General features: G+C 58.7%; 13 protein-coding genes and 1 tRNA gene. 9 read left to right on the top strand and 5 right to left on the bottom strand.

Annotated elements, in window-relative coordinates; genetic code table 11:
- Nucleotides 1–3: 3 nt before the first annotated feature.
- Nucleotides 4–735: a GntR family transcriptional regulator gene (locus ACQK2L_RS05995; RefSeq protein ID WP_425396024.1), complete on the bottom strand. Its 732-nt coding sequence runs from the start codon at nucleotides 733–735 to the stop codon at nucleotides 4–6.
- 399 nt (nucleotides 736–1,134) lie between these two features.
- Here ACQK2L_RS05995 and ACQK2L_RS05990 point away from each other — a divergent pair, with 399 nt between their 5' ends.
- From ACQK2L_RS05990 to ACQK2L_RS05970, 5 genes are all read left to right on the top strand, one after another.
- Nucleotides 1,135–2,169: a DUF6772 family protein gene (locus ACQK2L_RS05990; RefSeq protein ID WP_425396023.1), complete on the top strand. Its 1,035-nt coding sequence runs from the start codon at nucleotides 1,135–1,137 to the stop codon at nucleotides 2,167–2,169.
- An 83-nt stretch (nucleotides 2,170–2,252) separates the two neighbouring features.
- Nucleotides 2,253–2,588: a hypothetical protein gene (locus ACQK2L_RS05985; protein ID WP_425396022.1), complete on the top strand. Its 336-nt coding sequence runs from the start codon at nucleotides 2,253–2,255 to the stop codon at nucleotides 2,586–2,588.
- Between the two features lie 451 nt (nucleotides 2,589–3,039).
- On the top strand, nucleotides 3,040–5,277 hold the full coding sequence (locus ACQK2L_RS05980) for a sodium:solute symporter family transporter (protein ID WP_425396021.1): 2,238 nt from the start codon (nucleotides 3,040–3,042) through the stop codon (nucleotides 5,275–5,277).
- 127 nt (nucleotides 5,278–5,404) lie between these two features.
- Nucleotides 5,405–6,370 (top strand): carbohydrate kinase family protein, encoded by a 966-nt coding sequence (locus ACQK2L_RS05975; protein ID WP_425396020.1) that lies wholly within the window; start codon nucleotides 5,405–5,407, stop codon nucleotides 6,368–6,370.
- Between the two features lie 12 nt (nucleotides 6,371–6,382).
- Nucleotides 6,383–7,033 carry a transaldolase family protein gene (locus tag ACQK2L_RS05970; RefSeq protein ID WP_425396019.1) on the top strand — a complete coding sequence of 217 codons (651 nt, stop codon included), beginning with the start codon at nucleotides 6,383–6,385 and terminating at the stop codon, nucleotides 7,031–7,033.
- A 70-nt stretch (nucleotides 7,034–7,103) separates the two neighbouring features.
- Here ACQK2L_RS05970 and ACQK2L_RS05965 read toward each other — a convergent pair whose 3' ends face one another.
- Nucleotides 7,104–8,330 carry a substrate-binding domain-containing protein gene (locus tag ACQK2L_RS05965; protein ID WP_425396018.1) on the bottom strand — a complete coding sequence of 409 codons (1,227 nt, stop codon included), beginning with the start codon at nucleotides 8,328–8,330 and terminating at the stop codon, nucleotides 7,104–7,106.
- 182 nt (nucleotides 8,331–8,512) lie between these two features.
- Complete coding sequence (locus ACQK2L_RS05960; RefSeq protein ID WP_425396017.1) at nucleotides 8,513–9,088, bottom strand: phosphonate degradation HD-domain oxygenase; 576 nt, start codon at nucleotides 9,086–9,088, stop codon at nucleotides 8,513–8,515.
- A gap of 403 nt (nucleotides 9,089–9,491) precedes the next feature.
- On the opposite strand from ACQK2L_RS05960, the gene ACQK2L_RS05955 reads away from it, so the two are divergent.
- From ACQK2L_RS05955 to ACQK2L_RS05945, 3 genes are all read left to right on the top strand, one after another.
- Nucleotides 9,492–11,156: a PEP-CTERM sorting domain-containing protein gene (locus ACQK2L_RS05955; protein WP_425396016.1), complete on the top strand. Its 1,665-nt coding sequence runs from the start codon at nucleotides 9,492–9,494 to the stop codon at nucleotides 11,154–11,156.
- Between the two features lie 169 nt (nucleotides 11,157–11,325).
- The gene (locus ACQK2L_RS05950; RefSeq protein WP_425396015.1) at nucleotides 11,326–15,057 is read left to right on the top strand and encodes a hypothetical protein; all 3,732 of its coding nucleotides are present in this window, start codon (nucleotides 11,326–11,328) and stop codon (nucleotides 15,055–15,057) included.
- An 18-nt stretch (nucleotides 15,058–15,075) separates the two neighbouring features.
- Nucleotides 15,076–16,233, top strand: coding sequence for a tyrosine-type recombinase/integrase (locus tag ACQK2L_RS05945; protein ID WP_425396014.1), 1,158 nt, complete (start codon nucleotides 15,076–15,078; stop codon nucleotides 16,231–16,233).
- A 27-nt stretch (nucleotides 16,234–16,260) separates the two neighbouring features.
- Here the strand turns inward: ACQK2L_RS05945 and ACQK2L_RS05940 are convergent.
- Nucleotides 16,261–16,333 (bottom strand) — tRNA-Lys (locus ACQK2L_RS05940).
- A gap of 295 nt (nucleotides 16,334–16,628) precedes the next feature.
- Between ACQK2L_RS05940 and ACQK2L_RS05935 the strand changes: the two genes are divergently transcribed.
- On the top strand, nucleotides 16,629–17,726 hold the full coding sequence (locus tag ACQK2L_RS05935) for a lipid-binding SYLF domain-containing protein (RefSeq protein ID WP_425396013.1): 1,098 nt from the start codon (nucleotides 16,629–16,631) through the stop codon (nucleotides 17,724–17,726).
- Nucleotides 17,727–17,758: 32 nt separating this feature from the next.
- Here ACQK2L_RS05935 and ACQK2L_RS05930 read toward each other — a convergent pair whose 3' ends face one another.
- On the bottom strand, nucleotides 17,759–18,364 hold the full coding sequence (locus ACQK2L_RS05930; RefSeq protein ID WP_425396012.1) for a hypothetical protein: 606 nt from the start codon (nucleotides 18,362–18,364) through the stop codon (nucleotides 17,759–17,761).
- Nucleotides 18,365–18,478 lie beyond the last annotated feature (114 nt).

Genomic DNA, 18,478 nt, shown 5'->3' with positions numbered 1-18,478 from the left:
CGATTACTCCTTGCTGTAGTCCTGAAGTTGTCCGGAGAACGCCCGCTCCGCCGCTTCGCTAGCGCGCCGTCGGTCGTACGCGTCGAGGGCTGCTTTCTGCCCTCGTGAAATGTGGTGCGCCATCGCATCAGCGGCGCCGACAGCATCTCGTTCCTCCAGGCGATCGATGACCTGGCTGTGCTCCTCGCAAATCCGCGTTAGCGAAGACTTGCTCCAAGTGAATCGGCGGTGACCGAACACGCGCTCCATCACCCGCAAATCACTTACCGTCTTCATTACCAGGCTGTTGCCTGCGACCCTGAGCATAATCAGATGAAACGCTGCATCGATCGCCAATAGTTCGCTGGTGAGCTCCTCTCGGATGCCACCCGTTGGAGACTCTTGAAGGCTCTCCACCACTTCGGTCATTCGGTTGCTGTGCGCACGCAACTCGGCAATCTCGCCCGCTGTAATATGCTCCGCCGCCGTCTTCACCGCATGACACTCCAGTGCCATGCGAAAATCGTACAGATCGACTATTTCCTCGCGGCTGGGATTGCGAACCACCGCGCCAAAATTCGAACGATGCTCCGCCAGTCCCTCGCTTACCAACTGCCCGATGGCCTCACGAACCGGGATAAAACTAACCCCAACTTCGGCGGCCAGCTTACGATTGGAAAGTCGGCTACCCGGAAGTAGCTCCCCACGAAGCATCTTTCCGCGAATGTGATCATAGGCCTTTTGTCGGAGCGTCATGGAGGGCGATTTCCCTATAAGTACTACACTGCTATATCACACCACATCATCGCTATAGCAGTGACCAACATACGCGATCCCAGCAGCGACACAAGCCAGTTTTTGAGAATTCTGGAATCTTTTTCGGGTTGCGTCGAGAATAACACATGGCGTCAATTTCAGGCGATGTTGCCACCATGAGCACGTCGCGGACTGAACTTCGAGAGCCTCAAAGACCGACATCGAAACGCAATTTCACCCCCTTATGCGGCTAACGGCGGTTGCGTGATGGGGTCGGCACATCTATACTCCTGTGACATCGTCGCTATAGCGCCTCGTCAGCTCGGTCGCGGGACCTTTCCGCGAATCCCCAACTGCCGGTAGCGCATTCTGCTGCGTTCACTGCTTGAGGTTTGTCATATGAGCTTAGAGTCGACCGATGGCCGCCTGACTCGTACCGCTGGAGTTGCGGCGGCACCTGCTGCGCACCTCGAGACCAAGCGTTTCGACGATTCGCACTCCCAACGCCCAGTGCACCCTTACCCAGGGATGCCCGAACTATCGCGGTTCAATCCTCTGCCGGCGATCCTCGCACACGACGCCTTTCATCAAGGCCAAAGTGGTTGGATGGATCTGATGAACAACTTCGTACTCGAAGGTCATCGGCCTCGACCGAGCATGGTCACCAAGCACGAGTTCGGTCCGGTGATGCTCTCCAACGCGAACTTCGGCTATGCCGGGACGCATGGAGGTATGTCCGGAACTTATGTTTTGAAGCTGGCTACCAAAGCGGAAGCAAATCCTTACGAGGGACCTCCCGCGCCAGGTGGGTTAAGCCACGCGATCAAACGTCTCACCACGTTTCGACCTGCGGGTCGTCTGCAATTCGAAATGTGGTTTTCTTACACCGCTGAACAGGATCGCGCAGGAACCGGAGAGTCGGCCGTACGTGCATTTGGCGTCTTGTTCGATCTGCAAGACGAGCAGTATCGCTACTTTCCGGGCGTCAGATATGTGAACTTTGCCGACGATGAGCAGATTCGACGTTGGCAGTTGATGCAGGCGGCTGACGTAACCGACGCTGAGTGGGCTTACGGCAGAGAGGGCGATTGGTGCAAGCGGGGGGTCGATCCCGTCTGGTTTGGTCGCCGCTACGCCGATGGCAGCGGCGATGCATTTCAATGGGTCCCCAACGGGGAGCAACTGTTGTGCTACAACGAATCGCCCGACAAGATCAACTGGATGTATTTGCGATTCCAGGTCGACACGGCGACTCGCGAGTATGTAGAGCTGCAGGTTGGGCCGAAGGTGTATGATCTGCGAGGCACAAGGCCCACGTATGTAGCTCCGTACAAGGGGATCACAGGGCTGGTTAACCCCGTGGTGTGGATTGAATCCAATCAGCAGCGACGAGTGTTTCTCTACGTCGATAGTATTCTGATTTCTTGTGATTAGGCCGAACAGTCGGACTGTAATGCCAGAGCGCTCGGTTGGAGTGCGATTGCTCCAGATCATCTATGCCTGAAGGGTACGCAGCGGTGAGACACTCCATAACACAGCCACTTGCGCGTCACAAAGAACTCACGGGCGAGTTTGTTACAGAGCCTTTCGAATGTGCATGGGCCAGCGAGGCTATCTACTTTGTGCGGATTCAAGACGCTGGTAACGACACGGATCTACTGCGGGCTCACCCTCAGATTTCAGCCGACGGAATTCACTGGGTGGATGAGGGCAGCCACTTTCCAGAAATGTCAGGGCAGGGAGTGTGGTTTCTGAGGCTTAGCCACTTTGGCGGATGGCTCCGACTGTGCACCGAAGCCGTTGGCGAGTCTCCTCGTTTCAACATCATGATCCACTTGGTTGTGAAGGAGTAGCGGGCGAATGTTGTTTGTCCAGCCACTCACACGATTCTCAATCTTGAGCCTAATTGTGTGTGTGGTCTCAGCCACAAGCGATGCAGGCGATATCCCCGGCCAATCCGGAGCATCGGAAGCCACGAGTTGGTTTGAATGGCGGGACTCAACTGAATTGCCGCCTGTTCCGGATGAATTTGGCGTAGCAGGTTGTCTAGTAGGCAAGCTCCAAGACGTTGTGATCGTCGCCGGTGGCTCAACATTCTCGAAGCCTGCCTGGGAAGGTGGAGAGAAGCTGTTTCGCGACCGGATCCACGTGTTGCTTCCTTCCACGACCAGTACCGATCCTCAATGGATTGACGGAGGCTCGTTGACAACCCCATTGGCGCACGGTGCCGTTGTCCAAACGCGGTGGGGTTTGCTCTGCCTGGGCGGAAATGACGGCCAAGTTGCCACTGCCAACGCATTCACTATGCAGTGGGACAAAGAGCTTCGTAGGGCAACTCTCGACAATTCCTGGCCCGCGCTGCCGATTGCCGCGGACAAGCTGTCGGCTGCCGCCATCGAGGGTGCGACGGATACCACCATCTATGTTGCTGGTGGACTCAACAGGGGTGGAGATGAAATTCATCAAGCTCACCGTTTGATAGTCCCCCATAGATCGACTTCTGCGGAGAGAAAGGAGTTAGCCTGGGAACCACTCCCTCGATGTCCTGGTGTTGCGCGATTTGGAGCTGCCCTTGTTACTCAGAGCAATGGCAGTTCAGAGGGACTCTATTACCTGGGTGGCAAAGGGGGCGGTGAGTACCTGAAGGACGCTTATCGTTTTGATCCGTCGAATGAGAAGTGGACACGCATCGCCGATCTACCACGCCCCGCGTTGCTTGCCCCGGCAACTGCAAAGGGATTTGCTCACATTTTCCTGTTCTCAGGGTCGGACGGACACGACGTCGATAGGTGGCAAGAGCTAAAAGACAACTATCACTTTCCGAAAGATGTCTTAGCATATCACACGATTACTGATACTTGGACCAAAGTCGGAGACATGCCTTTCGGCGTGGCAGCAGCCACGGTGGTTGATTGGCAGGGAGGATTCTTGGTCCCCGATGGCGAACTCCGACCAAGTGTGCGCAGCAAGCAAATGCTGCTGGGCAAGTTGCGCCTCGAACGCAAGTCGTTTGGGGTCCTCAACTTTGCAGTCATGGGGAGCTACTTTGTCCTATTGCTGGGCGTTGGCTTCTATTTTACGAAGAACGAAAGCACGTCCGAAGACTTTTTCCTGGCTGGCCGCCGTATCCCGTGGTGGGCGGCGGGGTTGAGTTTGCTGGCAACGCAGGTTAGTTCCATCGGCTTTCTAGCTATACCGGCCAAGAGCTTCGCTACCAACTGGACCTACTTCGCCGGCGTGTTGACCTGGTTCATTATTGTCCCCGTTGTAACTCGAGTCTTCATCCCGTTCTTCCGCACATTGAACGTCACTTCGGCCTACGAGTATCTCGAACTACGCTTCAACTATGCTTCGCGCCTGGTGGCCGCGGTTGCATTTTGCTGTCTTCAGCTTGGACGTATGGGAGTCGTGCTGCTGCTCCCCGCGATCGCTCTCGCCGCGGTCACCGGTCTGAGTACTATCCACTGCGTGGTGATCATGGGTGTTGTCGCAACTATCTACACGGTCGCTGGTGGGATGGAAGCAGTGGTTTGGACCGACGTCATGCAGGCGATCGTGCTCATGGGCGGAGCGGTCGTATGCGTGGCAGCCGTGGTTGCGGAAACTCCGGGCGGATGGACTCAACTGTGGCAAGTGGCAAGCTCCGATAACAAGCTTCTGCTGGCCAACTTGAGTTTCGATCCAACTCAGGCGGTCCTGTGGGTCATTCTAGTCGGCAACGTGCTGACACGCTTTAGTGGGCTGACTGCGGACCAAACCGTCGTGCAGCGGTACCTCACTACCAAGGACGAGGCGACCGCCCGCAGGGCACTGTGGCTTGATGTAGCGGTGTCGATCCCTTGGGCTATCCTGGCGTTTTCCATGGGGACCGCTCTATACGTGTTCTACAAGGCCAACCCCACGTTCCTCGATCCCACCATTGCGACCGATGGTATTGTGCCGTTGTTCATCGCCCAACAGTTGCCAGTAGGTGTGGCCGGCTTGGTAGTAGCCGCCGTGTTCGCAGCAGCGATGTCGAGCCTCGACAGCTCCATGCATAGTGTCGCGACTGTCTACGTCACCGACATTCACAATCGCTTTCGTTCGGTTGCCAATAGCCGCCACCAGCTGCTGCTAGCCCGAGTTACAACGGGGCTCTTGGGAGTGTTTGGGACCATGATGGCGACGTACATGGCTTCCACAGGTGCGATTTCGCTGTGGGACACCTTTCTAATGCTGGTTGGCACCGTGGCGGGAGTGCTGGCGGGACTGTTCCTGTTGGGCATGTTTACCACTCGAACGCATGGAGTGGGTGCTCTACTCGGGGCCCTTGTCGGCGCGATCGCGATGTATTTCGTCAAATATCATACGTCGATCAATCTGTTTCTCTATCCGCTGGTCGGAATCGGCAGTTGTTTCGTTACTGGCTATCTGGCCAGCCTCCTGATCCCAGGCAAACCTCGTGTGGCTGAATTGACTGTATTTACAAGAACCAACCGCCGACAGAATAGCACCATTTCCGCTCTTTCGGCGCCGAACAAGGCGGGTGCAACTGCCGGGTAGTCGGCTACTATCGGAGTTCTCAGATGTGGTATGTCATGTTTGGCTGGTTTCTTACCTCGCTTCTTTGCGCCAACGTTGCTAGATCTCGTGAAGTGCATCCTGCGAACGTATTTTGTAAGTGCAGCTCATGACCTCACCCGAAATTATCTTCACAGGCGCCATCGTCGCCGATTTGGTCGCGGCAACCGTCCCGCGGGATCTGCCGCCCGGTGAGACGATCTTCATTGACCACGTGGAGCTCGCTGTCGGTGGCAATGCTGCGATTGCCGCCATTAGTGCCTCCCGATTGGGAGCAGCGGTGCATGTCGCCGGTCTGGTGGGCGACGACACACTTGGCGAAATACTCCTTTCTCGCTTGCAAGCCGAAGGCATCGAGACATCGCTGGTGCAGGTTTTGGAAGGGGAGAAAACTTCCAAGACGATGGCCCTTGCCCGCCATGGGGGAGAGCGCACGCTACTGCATTGCTCGGGTGCGAACAGTAGATCCATCGCCGATCGGCTGCTGCCTGCAATTCTGAGGTACGACTCTGCTGCCGTCTTTTCTCTCAGCGGTGCCGAAATCATGCAGGCCGTGCGTGATGGTGAAGCGCTGGAATTGGTTCGATCTGCCAAGTCCCAAGGTCTCACAACCGCCTTCGATACGACTTATCCTCCGCGTGAATTAGACTACGGTACGTTTGTCGCAGAACTTGCTCCTCATATCGACTTCTTTTTCACCAGCATGGGCGAGGCAACGCTCTTCTCAGAGTCCGCCGATTTGCTTGCCACAGCCCAATTTTTGCAAGCAGCCGGCGCAAGAACGGTAATCATTAAAGATGGACCCCGTGGAGCGTTGGCCCTCGATGGCTCAGGGCAGGCGATCTACTGCACGACGCCACAGGTGGATGCGATCGATACCACCGGTGCGGGCGATAATTTCGTCGGCGCCTTCCTTGCCCAGTACGCAGGAACCGGCAGCCTGGCCGCTGCGCTGAAGCTTGCCGTGAGTGCCGGCGCACTTTCCGTCCAACACCTCGGAGGCCAGGCACAGTACACTGCGGAACAAGCTCGCGACCTCAGTGACGCTCTTACCATTGAAACGAAAAGCGTATGAAAGGAAGTTGCCATGCAGCTCTGGCTTGCAAGTAGCGATCTCAAACAGGTTGAGAAAATGATGGGCTACGGCGTCTTTGCCGGCGTAATTACCAACCCCAAGGTTGTCGCCGATGCGCGGATGAATCCGAAGGAGTTGTTCGCCGAACTCTGCAAAATCGCGCCAGCCGCCTGGTATCAGCTTCAGGATGCCGATCTTGAAGACATGAAGAAAGAAGCGGACGAGATGCTGTCCATCGACCCCGAGAAGATCCGCATCAAGTCACCCGCCACCCTGGCAGGTTTCGGTGTGATCTCGCACCTGTCGAAACAGGGACTGGATGTGATGGCCACGTGTGTTCCTACGTCAGCCTGGCTCTGCTTTGCGCTCGCTGCCGGTGCTACCCGCATTGCACCCTATGGCAGCATGTTGCAGAAGCGCGGCATTGCCGCCAAGACGACCGAAGTGCTCCAAATGCAAAAAATCATCGACGCGCAAGCGCCACACGTCACTATCTGCACAGGTATTTACGATGTGACAGAACTGCCCATCTATGCCGCAGCCGGTGTCAAGAGCTTCTTCCTGTGGGGCAAAGATGTGGACAACCTCCTCACCCAGCCTCTAGTGAACGAAGCCGCAAGCGGCTTCCATGAGGACTGGCGAGAAATGAGGAGCAACTACTAGGGCCAGCGCTGGGATGTCGCGACCCCTCTATCCGCGCCACCTGGTCGCGCGTGACCTGCAATCGATCTGGTCAACTGAAATGGGGAACGGAGATGTTGTGGGAAAGGTTGCGGCGGTACTGCGTGGGGGTGGCGTCGAACTCGCGGCGGAAGGCGCGAGTGTAGAGTTCAGGAGGATCGAAGCCGCACTCCTGGGCGATGCGAGTGACGCTCCAATCGGTGTCGCAGAGAAGTTCGAGCGACTTATGCAACCGGACTCGGCGGATTTCGTCGCGTGGAGTACGCCCGAGGTACTTGCGAAATCCAATCTCCAGAGCGCGGCGACTGAGCGGGATTTCGGACAGGATATCTGCGATCTTCAGTCGTTCCGAGTAGTGGGTGTGAATGAAGCGAATGGCGCCGGCGATCATCTCGTCGTCGATGGCAATCTTGTCGGTCGACTGTCGTGAAATGATACGGGCAGGCGGCAGGCGCTGATCGCGAACTGGCTGTGCCTTGTGACTAAGTTGCTTATCGAGCATCTCGGCCGCGTGGAATCCGACGAACTGGGGCGCGTGGTCGATGCCCGATAGCGGCGGTCGCGATACTCGACTGCAGAGTTCGTCGTATTCGCCACCAAGCACCGCGATATCGTCGGGTACAGGGATGCCACGGTGATGACACGCTTCGGTGATCATGCGTCCTTGAATCGAATCGAAACTCAACAGTGCAACAGGGCGAGGCAGCGATTCGAGCCAGTCGCCCAGCGCGGTGAGTTGGTCTTCGGAATCGAGTTCGTTAAAGGATTCATCGGTCTCAAACGTCCAGCACCGATAGCCAGCGTCTTTCAGGCACTGCTCAAATCCCGCTCCCAAACGGTCGAAATAGGTGGGACGCAACGTCGAGCGGCAGTAGGCAAATTGCCGGTAGCCGTTGGCCAGAAAATACTGGACGGCAAGCTCGGCCGCTTTGTCCTCGTTGCAGGTGCAGGTCGGGATCAAGTTGGTGCCGTAGCGAAACCACGAGAGGTTCACCGCTGGGATCTTGCGAGTAATGATTTGCTCGGCAAGTTCCGCCGTTGTGACGCGAGCGATCACGCCATCCCCCTGCCAGCGGTCGGGAAGCAGCATGTCGTCGTACTTGCCACGCGGCTCGAACGAAAACAGCCAGTTCTTGTTGCGGGATTTGGCGTACTCGATAACTCCCTCGATTAGTCCCGACCCCCAGGTCGTGGACGTATCAATCAACAGCGCAATTCTCATCGACTGGCTATCGGCGGGCCGCCTTCGCGATTGCTCACTGCGATTGGCTTCGCTCATGCGTCGACCCGGAAATGAAGAAGATGGAAACAGCCCGTCTTGCACGCCAGCGAAAGGCATTCGCGTGCGTCGCTTGATGGGTGTTGTTGCCCGGCCCGGCCCTGGAGGGCTCATTATGTATTTGAATGTTAAGAATGGACGAATTAGTCAAAGGAATTCACATCGACGACTAGTTGTGCACCTTACCTGCAAACCACCCGATCGACGAACTCCAGAAAGTGCGCCACCGCGGGCGTTTTCAAGCCGGCGACTTTCGCTTCGTCGTCCCAGCGACGCAGTTGAAGGGCAGCTTCGAAGTGCTCGCCTTGCCGAAACTGCTCGCACTCCGTTTCGTTCATCGCGCCACCCTGCAGTTCGAGGCTTTGCCTGGAGGGTTCGCTGAGCGCTTCCCAGTACCCGGGTTCTGTGGCGCACAAATACCGCTTCGACTCGACATGCAGACGAACTGGCTCAACTACTTCTGGCGGAAAGTGTCGCTGGAGCCACTCTGCGGCGAGATCTTCGTGCTGGTCGTCGATGCCGCGGTCAGGCGCATCGTCAGGCAGGTCGTGTAACAAATGGCCAACGTCATGCAGCAAGGCGGCCGTCACCAGGGCGTCGCTGGAATGTTGCTGCTCCGCCAGCCACGCGGCCTGCAAAGCGTGCTCCTGTTGAGTGACCGCCTCCCCGCCATACATCGATCCCCCGTGCTTTTCGAACATATTGCGGATCGAAGCGGTACAAGCATGTTGATCACGGTCAGTTTTGGCAGGCTGCATTGAATGAGCTCCAGTGGTTGCGGTTTGACTCGCTGGGATAAGGGACCAGGCATTCCGGCCACCTAAGAGTGTACCCGACGAAGCGTCTTGCGTGCCGGAGACGTAGTGCGCAGTTGCTTTGACGTCGGGCGCAAAGCGGCGTGCTTCGACCAATCAGCAATGCGCGGGCGAGCGCCTGACTTTATGAAGATGTCGCGTCGTTGGCGCACAGTGTCAAGATCGTCGTCGCGAGCCTCGCGCATTTTATGAATCTTTCGCGAATGGTCTCCAACCATCACGTTCTCTTCACAGTTGGGCGACACCATCACACGCTCTTGCTGAATGCGACCGACGGGCGGCGTTTGAACTACAGCTAATTGTACTGTGTTTTGCCTTTGTAACTTGCTGTGAGAAGGAGAATCTAATGAAGCGACAACTAACGCGGTTGAGTTGTTTGCTCGCCATGGTGGCGAGTTTCTCTGCAACAACGGGATTTGCCCAAGTATTGTTTTATGAAGATTTCGAGAGTGCGGACCTTGGCGACAGTGTTAACGAACGCATTGGCACTGCTATTTCCGAAAACGTCGCCACTGAGCCCGGCACTTCAGCAATTCCCGGCGTGTGGAGCAGCACTCCTCCCACCGGTTGGACGGTCGACAAAGCCGTAGATACTTACGACGGCGCCCCCACCGTAACCGTAGGTGTTCCCGGCGTTGGTCTGGCTGACTACGGCGTGGACGAATGGGAAGGTTGGAACTTCGCTCGCCTGGACTTCTGGGCCACAGCGGCAGGTGATCAAGATCGTTCGATGTTCGGCACCACCAGCGGCGCCTCGGGCACGGTTGCAGTTGCTGATCCCGATGAATATTTCGATTTGGGAAGCCAGAACGACGCGGTCAACGGCGGCTACTACAGCACCGCCTTGGTTACGCCTTCGTTCGCCGTCTCCGGCGGCCAACTGCACGCCCTCGGTTTCGATTCCAGTTGGCGTCCCGAAGCGTTTGACGACAGCGCTTTGGACGGCACCTTCGTGGACTTGAACAATCAAGCGGTGGAAATCATCGCCACGTTCGACAATGGCACTTCGACTACCGTGACCAAGTGGGACTCGGACGACCTGTCCGGCGATCCACCGTTCAAGGCCGATGAGCAAGACCGTCATTATGAGGCAGCGGACGGTACCTTGCTGTTCGACGTTCCCGCGGGAGTGACTTCGGCAACGCTGTCGTTCAAGATCGCCAACGCCGGCAACGACTGGTGGTGGGCGATCGACAACGTGGAGGTGATTGACGAGGGTGGAACTCAGAAGTTGTTCGAGGACTTCGAAGGTATCACGCTGGGCGACAGCGTCAACGAGCGGCTCGCCGCCGGTGCCGGGCTCGAGGCTCCTTCGAATGGAACCACCACGATTCTGGGAACGGACTATCCCACATCCGCCCGTCCGGAAGTCTTCACTCACTCCTTTCCCGCTGGATGGACCACCGACAACACAGGCACTCCCGGCGCTGGCGGTGGCGACGACGGATTCGGCGTGCTGGAGTGGGAGCAGTGGAGCATTGCCGACAAGGACTTCTGGGCCGAAGTTGGCGGCTCGACACGTAGTGGATTCAGCAAGGCCACTGGAAACGTGGCCGTGGCCGATGGCGACGAGTGGGACGATCTGGGAGATCCTGGCGATCAAGGCGACCTCACGACCCTGATGAAGACTTCCCCCATCGACGTTTCCGCTGAAGGTGTGGTGACCATCGACTTCGTTTCGAGTTGGCGTCCCGAAGACTTCCAAGCAGCCCAGCTAGTCGCCTACCTGGATGGCAATCCCACGGAGCTCTTCACCTGGGTTAGCGATAGCAACGACCCGAACTACCACGGCAGCAATGTCGACGAAGCGCTTGGTTTCCTATTGGACACTACCGGTGCTTCGACGCTGGAACTGGAGTTCGGATACGTGGGCAACAACGACTGGTGGTGGGCCATCGACAACGTCCGCGTTCAGTCGGGTGCGGTCACTAGCCTGGTGCCCGAGCCTTCGAGCTTCGTCTTGGGAGGCTTGATGTTGGGCGGGCTCGGCATGGCCGCTCGCCGACGCTAGTCAAGCGGACGAATCGCAACGCGCAGCCTCGCCGCCCGGCCACGGGCGGCGAGGCGTTTGACAACCAATCGCGATGATTGTTGTGGCCGGCGGGCGGCGCATCAATCGTGGCGAAAGATCAGGGGTTCACCTTTCATCCAACAGCAAGTCCACCACGACGCAACCAACCATGCCGAAGCAACGCATCTCGCCCAACGTCCCGCTTTCACTATTCTTCGTCGCGCTACTATGCCAACCGGTCGCCGCGGTCGACCTGCTGTCGGAAGACTTCGAGAGTGTTCCCCTGCAGCCGACGGTGACGTTCGAGTCCGAACTGCGCCATCGCGCCGCCTGGCAGACCGTTGCCGACAGTGGGCTGACTGGTTGGACGGAGGTCAACCTGACGACATCGGTGGGCGATACCGAGAACGGTGTGCTGGAGTTCGAAGGTTGGCGACTGGTCGACAAGCAGTGGTGGATTGAAACGGCGGGCGATCAGGGCCGCACGAACTTCGTAAGCGGTGTGGGAACAATTGCCGTAGCCGATCCCGATGAATGGGACGACTTTGGCAATCCCGATCAAGGATCGCAAGACGATCTACTGCCCGAAAACGGCGTGTTCGATTCCACACTGGTAACACCCAGTGTCTCGATTGCCGGTGTCACCGATCCGGTGCGTCTCAATTTCAGTTCGTCCTGGTTTGACGAGGACGTGCAGACCGCCACCTTGACCGCCACGTACAACACGGGCGCCCAGGAAGAGCTGGACGTGTGGACGTCGGTGGCCACCGATCCGAACTTCAAGGACGATGCCTTCGACGAGAGCCTGACCTACGAATTGCAGGCGATTCCAGCGGGCGCGACCAGCGTCCAATTCGAGTTCCGCCTGCAAGGCAACAACGACTGGTGGTGGGCGATTGATAACGTCCGTATCTACACGGGCGACAATCAGGGAGCCGATGGCGTGCTCAAGGCGATCCTCGACCGCGACACCGGCGAAGTCACCATCCTGAACAACACAGGCAGCGACGTCCAACTGCGAGGCTATTCGCTCTTCTCCCAGGAGGGAGCGTTCGACGAGGCCGCGGCGGACTTCTTGTCCGCCACCGACCCCAACTGGGTGCAGGCGACACAGGTTGGTGGCGAGATCAACGATCTCTCGGAACTGCACTTGAGCAGCGCGACCTTGGCCGCCGGGGCATCCATTCAACTGGGCGAGGACGCCTGGCTTCGCTACTTCGAAGAAAACACGGACATCACGTTCTCCTACCTGGTCGAGGGTAGTAACGAACAGATCACGGGTCTGCTCGAGTTTGTCGGCAACGGGGGAGAATCCTTCCAGTTCCTCGATCTGAACTTCGACGGAACGGTCGATATCAACGACTGGACAGCATTCCTGGACATCGCCGATCAAGCCGACATCTCGTCGCTTACCACGGCTCAAGCCTACCTGAAGGGCGATCTAAACGCGGACGGTAAGCTGAGCGCCGGCGACTACGTCGCCTTCCAGCGAGAGTTCGACCGCCTGTTGGGGACGGGTGCTTTTGCCGCGGCTTTGAACAGTTCGGCGGTACCCGAGCCACGTAGCGAATTGGTTGTCCTGTTGGCGATTGCGGCAATCGCAGTCATCGCCAGACGGAGGTTGGTCGGTGGCATCTGCAATCCCAGTGGCGATCGGCTTCGGAGCCGGAGACGGTTGTGGACCGCAGCGCTAGCCTTGCTGGTGCTGGCTCTTCCTCAAGTCGCCTTCAGCCAACGCTTGCCGGACGGGGTTGGCGTGACGGAGTGGGAAGAGTGGTCGTTTGCCGATCGCGAGTGGTGGTCGGAAGTCGCCGGCGATCAGCGGCGTTCCGAGTTCACTCTCGGCACCGGCGTGGTGGCGATTGCCGATCCTGACGAGTGGGACGACATCGGCGGCCCTGGTGGCACCTACACGTTCAACAGCCAGTTGCGAACCCCTGCCATTGATCTATCGGGCGTCGATCCCAGTTCGTTGAACCTGACGTTTGCCTCGAGTTGGCGACCCGAGGACACCCAAGGCGCCAGCCTCGAAGTGTTCTACGACGGGGTCGCGACGGAAGTGTTCCGCTGGAGTTCCGATGCCCTCGACGCCAACTACAAGGACCATGCTCCCAACGAGCTGATCAGCATTCCACTGCCAGCTTCTGGCTCGGCGACCACCATGCAACTTGGATTTAACATGTTCAATGCCACGAACGACTGGTGGTGGGCCATCGACAACGTCAACGTGTCGGCCAACACCGGATCGCTGTTGTTTGAGAATTTCGAAAGCGTCGTACTCGGTGAGGCGATTGACGAAAGCCAGGACTTCGGCGACGAGGTTTACTCGCAGGAAGGCCCTGAAGGTTGGGTCGTGAACACCGACAACTACACGCCGCCGGTCGATCTGTTGCGGGATCCCCACCCTGACACGATAACCCGGTTCATCCCCCCGCCCCCTCCAGCCACGCTGCAGCTGCAGATCAACGTCAACAACGGCACTGCGGCCTTGGTCTCGGTGTCGGACGACCCCGTTGTGCTCACGAGCTACTCCATCAACAGCGACGCTGGCGCCTTGATGACAAGCGAGTGGGAAGGTTCGAACCTCGATGCCCGCGATGTCGATAGCGTCGGCGGCGGGATCGGCGACTCGTGGGACACCGTGATCGCCAGCACCGAGCTGATTTTCGAAGCGTTCTTGAACGGCGACACCACCATCGCCCCTGGCGGAACTCTCTCGATCGGCAAGGTGTACGACAAGCTTGTAGGCGGCGAGGACTTGGTACTCGCCTACTCGTTCATGCAGACCGACGAATTCGGACAAGTGCTCCCCCGTTCCTCGGAAACAGCGTTTGCTCCAGTGGTGGTCAACTACGTGGTGCCCTTGGGGTTGGAAGGCGACTTCAACGGCGACGGCCTGGTGAACCTGGCCGACTATACCGTGTGGCGAAACAACTTGGGCAGTTCGGCCGACCTGAACGGCAACGGCGACGAGAACAGCGGCAGCGCCGGAGTGGTCGACGCCGCCGACTACGCATTATGGAAGCAGAACTTCGGCGCGAGCGCCGCCGCGGCGAGTGTGACCGCCACTGCGCAAGTGCCGGAGCCGAGCGCCGTGCTGCTGGTGTTGTCGGGCGTTGCGTGCTGCCTGGTTGGTCGTTTACGCCTCGGACAGCGCTTGTTGGTAGGCGTAGTTGCGCTGGCAAGCCTGCTCGGAACCGCGGCCAACGCCCAACTGCCGCCAGAGCCGTTTGTGGACCGAGATTACGGGTTCGGCGACGACGACACCGGAGCTGTCATCGGGCAACGAATGAGTTTGATGGACAACAGCGGCAACGTCGTAACCTACGACGGCGCCGGCCAGACGAACATGAACCAGTTGATCGATCTCGTGGCTAAGGGCCGCCTCGATCGTTACCCCGTTTACACCGACACGAGTGACCGTCCCGACGGGAACGGCGGTATCGGCTTGGGGCTCAATCAGGGCTTCGATCGCAACTACTTGCGTACGGGCTTTGGCGAAGCACTCAACTATCCCGAGCAATCGCCTTCTTCCATTGCGTCGCTGGTCAACCCTGGCGGAACGCTCAACTACTTCCGGTTGAACGACCGCGGTTTCGAGTTGTGGGTCAAGCCGACCGATGTTTCGCGGGGTGAGCAGCACATCGTGATGGACAGTCAGCAACATGGCGTGATCATCAACAGCGAAGGCAAGTTCGCCATGCGATACGCGAGCGAATTCGACATCGACATCAATGTGCTGCCTGGAGATGACGGGGAGCTAGGAACCGAAGACGATGTCCTGGAGGTGGGCGAGCCCGAGCCATTCGCGAGAAGTACATCAACACCTCTCAGTTGGACGCGGTGCCATTCGGTAGGACCTACCTCATCCCTGGCCAAGTGTTCGCCACCTTCGTCCTGACGCTCCTGGAAACCAAAGATGAAACAAGAACCGACGATCAAGGTGAAGGTGATTAGCGATTCGCGACGGGGCCGGTTTGTGTTTCGCTGGGTCGATGCAGAAGGTTCTCCACGGCAGGAAACCAGCAAGTGGCCAAACAAGAAGACACTGCGGCGTAACGCAGAGCGTGAAGCCGCAGAGCTCGAACAATCGCTCAACGCCAAGCAGCTCGAAGCGACGGACATGGCGTGGTTCGACTTCGAACGGGTCTATGCCCAGGAGCACCTAGCGAGCCTAGCCGTCAAGTCACGCAAGGCGTGGGCGACGGCTGCAAATCACGTCAACACGCGATTGAAGCCTGCCTTCCTGAGTGACCTCACACCGGTCTCACTCTCCCGGCTCGCTGCGAGCTGGCGGGCTGAGCAGCTATCGGAAACATCCATCGATAGCTACCTGGCTACGATCCGAGCAGCGCTGGGTTGGGCAGTCGACATGGGCTACCTGGACTCCTGCCCCCGGATTCGCAAGCCAAAACGAGCAAAAGGCAAGACGAAGCGGATGCGCTCAAGACCGGTCACACTCGAAGAGCTGGAGCGAATGCTGACTGTTGCGCCAACCGTCCGTCCGAACGACTTCGAGAAGTACCAGCAGCTCCTTCGCGGCCTTTGGCTCGGCGGCCTGCGAGTGAGCGAGGCCATCGTGCTATCGTGGGAGTTCCGCTCAGGTTTCGCCATCGACCCGGACGGGCGCCGTCCCATGTACCGAATTACCAGCGAAAACCAGAAGTCTGGGCAGGATCAGGTTTTGCCCATTGCTCCCGAGTTCGCCGAATGGCTGTGTGAGCGTCCCGACACCAAGCGACGGGGCACCGTATTCGGCATTCACTTCCGTACTGACACCGTCGTGAAGCACGTCTCGGCGATTGGCAAGGCGGCCGGAGTGGTAGTCTCCCCCAACGGAAAGACAGCCACCGCCCACGACCTTCGCCGTAGCTTCGGAACACGCTGGGCCGCGCGAGTGCAGCCAGCGATCCTGCAGCAACTCATGAGACACGCGAGCATCGAAACCACGATGCAATACTATGTCGATTTGAACGCGGCCGAACTGGCTGACGCCCTATGGAACGCGAGTGAGGTGGCGCATCAGGTGGCGCAACCATCTAGTGAACTTGCTACCAAGTTGCCAAAGAGCGTGTAACTTCTTTGCAGCAAACCATTTGCAGAGTGCTCCCTCTAGGACTCGAACCTAGAACCTACTGATTAAGAGTCAGTTGCTCTGCCGATTGAGCTAAGGGAGCTGGGGGCGAGACCCGGTATTGTAGCCGGGAGCGATGGGCTCGGGCTAGGGGGTCGCAGGTGGGCCTGGTGGGGCGTTTTCTGCTCGGCTGGTAGGTAGGGGGAGGACGGGGTTCGCGCTGCTGGTGAGTGCGGCGGATTGCGATGGATCGGGCGGCCGCGGGTGGGGATTTGTGCGGTGGGAAGTGGGGCGATTTTCTGCTGGGCAGTTGCTGGGCGATTGAGGTTGACTCCCACCGCCGATCCGGCTCAGAATTCGCCGACGTCCGCACCTTTCTCTCCAGGAGCACCGTGAGTATGTCGAGCAAAATTAGGCCCACAATTGCCTCGTCCGTGTTGGTGATAGCAACTCTTGCGGGGCTCTGCTTCACGGGAGCCACCTACGCACAGATGCGCGAAGATGAGACCGTTCGCGCGTCGATCCAGGTGCTGAACGAAGTGATGGCGGTGCCTGCGCAAGCGATTCCTCAGCGGTTGCTGGCCGATGCCCAGGGCGTGGCGATCATACCGAACGTGATCAAAGGCGGATTCGTGATCGGTGCTCGGCATGGGCGCGGCACGCTGGTGGTGCGCGACGACAACGGTGCCTGGCACGCGCCGGTGTTTGTGACGCTTACTGGCGGAAGCGTCGGCTGGCAGGCGGGGGTGCAGTCGACCGATGTGATCCTGGTGTTCAAAACCAAGCAAAGCATTCAAGGCATCTTCTCCAACAAGTTCACGCTGGGCGTCGACGCGGCGGCGGCCGCGGGTCCGGTCGGGCGGCAAGCCTCCGCGGCGACCGACCTGCAGCTCAAGGCGGAAGTCTACTCTTACGCGAGGAGTCGTGGACTGTTCCTGGGTGCGTCGTTGGACGGGTCGATGTTGAAGGTCGACGGATTGGCGAATGCCGACTACTACCGCAGCCCCGGGCCCCAGCAACCGGTGGTGGTTCCTCCCGCTGCGGTGGAACTGGTGCAACTGGTGAACGCCTACAGCGCGTCGAGGGTGATTCCTGTAGAGTCGGCGGCCGTGGCGAACAGTGGCGAACGGTTTCCAGCGCCCGCCGGAGGGGCTCAGGCGCCGCTACTGGCGCAGCAATACTCCACGCCGGAGTCGGACGTGATTCGCGAGCAGTTGAGTAAGACGTCGCCCGAGTTGTTCGACCAGCTCGATCCGCAGTGGCGCGCATTCCTCGCCTTGCCGGTGGAAGTGTTCGGCCACCAATCGCATCCGCCGCTCGAGGCCCTCGACAAATCACTGCGGCATTACCAGATGGTGGTCACCAACCCGTCGTACCAGGCCTTGGCCAACCTGCCCGCGTTCCAGTCGACGTATGGCCTATTGCGACACTACGAAAGCACACTGCGCAGCAGTGAGCCGTTGTTGAATCTGCCCCCACCGCCGGCGGTGCCGTAGGGGATGCAGCGCGCGATCGACGAGGCGGCATCTCAAGAAACCCACCCCTCGCGCACTCGAAAAACTCTCCACTGCCCGTCCACCTTGCGGAGAACGTAGGTAGCTTCCCACGCCGCGATTGGTGCTGCCCGGGATCCGGCCTCTACTTCTACCGTTGTTTCATCAACCCACCGAGGTTGTGACACGTAGAACAACCTTCCCGCTTGGCCCGATTCCGCATCACGATAGAATGGCTCATCGTAACGTTGATCTACCTGAGGTGTTTCTTTGGCCAACGACACTGGCTTGACTTCTTTGCCAAGTTCATCGGAGAACAACTGCACGAGCTCACTCGGAGGGTCTTCCAGATTACCCTCAGCGTCGGTGACCGCCAGAAAGTAGACTTCCCCCAGACTGTCGAGAGTTTCGACGGAGGGGAGGACCATGCGGAAGACGGCTTCCTGGATTGGTAGTCGATCCGCCTCGCCGACGATCGATCCTTGCTGGGGAGCGGAGTCAGCGCTGGCATCGTGCGGTGCTCGGCTGCAGCCAAGGTTGGTGGCTGTTGCCGCCAGGGCAAGAATGGCTGCTGCCAACAGTCTGGCTGTGCTTCGCCGCATGTAGGTATTCGCCCTTTGCAGTGTGAACTCGTAAGTCATGCCCCAGCTCACCTTCGCAAGGAACTTGTCGCTGTATTCCCAGCGTGGCGGCGAGGCCCCGGGGGTGTGACCATGATGCGTGTCTTGTGTCGCGAGCCAGCTAGCCGTTCGCCG

This window comes from Aeoliella sp., from assembly GCF_965227375.1.
In the GTDB taxonomy this organism is placed as follows: domain Bacteria; phylum Planctomycetota; class Planctomycetia; order Pirellulales; family Lacipirellulaceae; genus Aeoliella.
Note: the sequence above shows the minus strand (reverse complement) of the source record. Positions and strands in the feature narration are given on the sequence as shown.

Bases quoted from the DNA above. Each gene is read 5' to 3' on its own strand.
- ACQK2L_RS05945 (WP_425396014.1), top strand. From the start codon at position 15,076: ATGAAACAAGAACCGACGATCAAGGTGAAGGTGATTAGCGATTCGCGA.
- ACQK2L_RS05965 (WP_425396018.1), bottom strand. From the start codon at position 8,330: ATGAGCGAAGCCAATCGCAGTGAGCAATCGCGAAGGCGGCCCGCCGAT.
- ACQK2L_RS05975 (WP_425396020.1), top strand. From the start codon at position 5,405: ATGACCTCACCCGAAATTATCTTCACAGGCGCCATCGTCGCCGATTTG.
- ACQK2L_RS05960 (WP_425396017.1), bottom strand. From the start codon at position 9,088: ATGCAGCCTGCCAAAACTGACCGTGATCAACATGCTTGTACCGCTTCG.
- ACQK2L_RS05950 (WP_425396015.1), top strand. From the start codon at position 11,326: ATGCCGAAGCAACGCATCTCGCCCAACGTCCCGCTTTCACTATTCTTC.
- ACQK2L_RS05990 (WP_425396023.1), top strand. From the start codon at position 1,135: ATGAGCTTAGAGTCGACCGATGGCCGCCTGACTCGTACCGCTGGAGTT.
- ACQK2L_RS05995 (WP_425396024.1), bottom strand. From the start codon at position 735: ATGACGCTCCGACAAAAGGCCTATGATCACATTCGCGGAAAGATGCTT.
- ACQK2L_RS05935 (WP_425396013.1), top strand. From the start codon at position 16,629: ATGTCGAGCAAAATTAGGCCCACAATTGCCTCGTCCGTGTTGGTGATA.
- ACQK2L_RS05970 (WP_425396019.1), top strand. From the start codon at position 6,383: ATGCAGCTCTGGCTTGCAAGTAGCGATCTCAAACAGGTTGAGAAAATG.
- ACQK2L_RS05955 (WP_425396016.1), top strand. From the start codon at position 9,492: ATGAAGCGACAACTAACGCGGTTGAGTTGTTTGCTCGCCATGGTGGCG.
- ACQK2L_RS05980 (WP_425396021.1), top strand. From the start codon at position 3,040: ATGCAGTGGGACAAAGAGCTTCGTAGGGCAACTCTCGACAATTCCTGG.
- ACQK2L_RS05930 (WP_425396012.1), bottom strand. From the start codon at position 18,364: ATGACTTACGAGTTCACACTGCAAAGGGCGAATACCTACATGCGGCGA.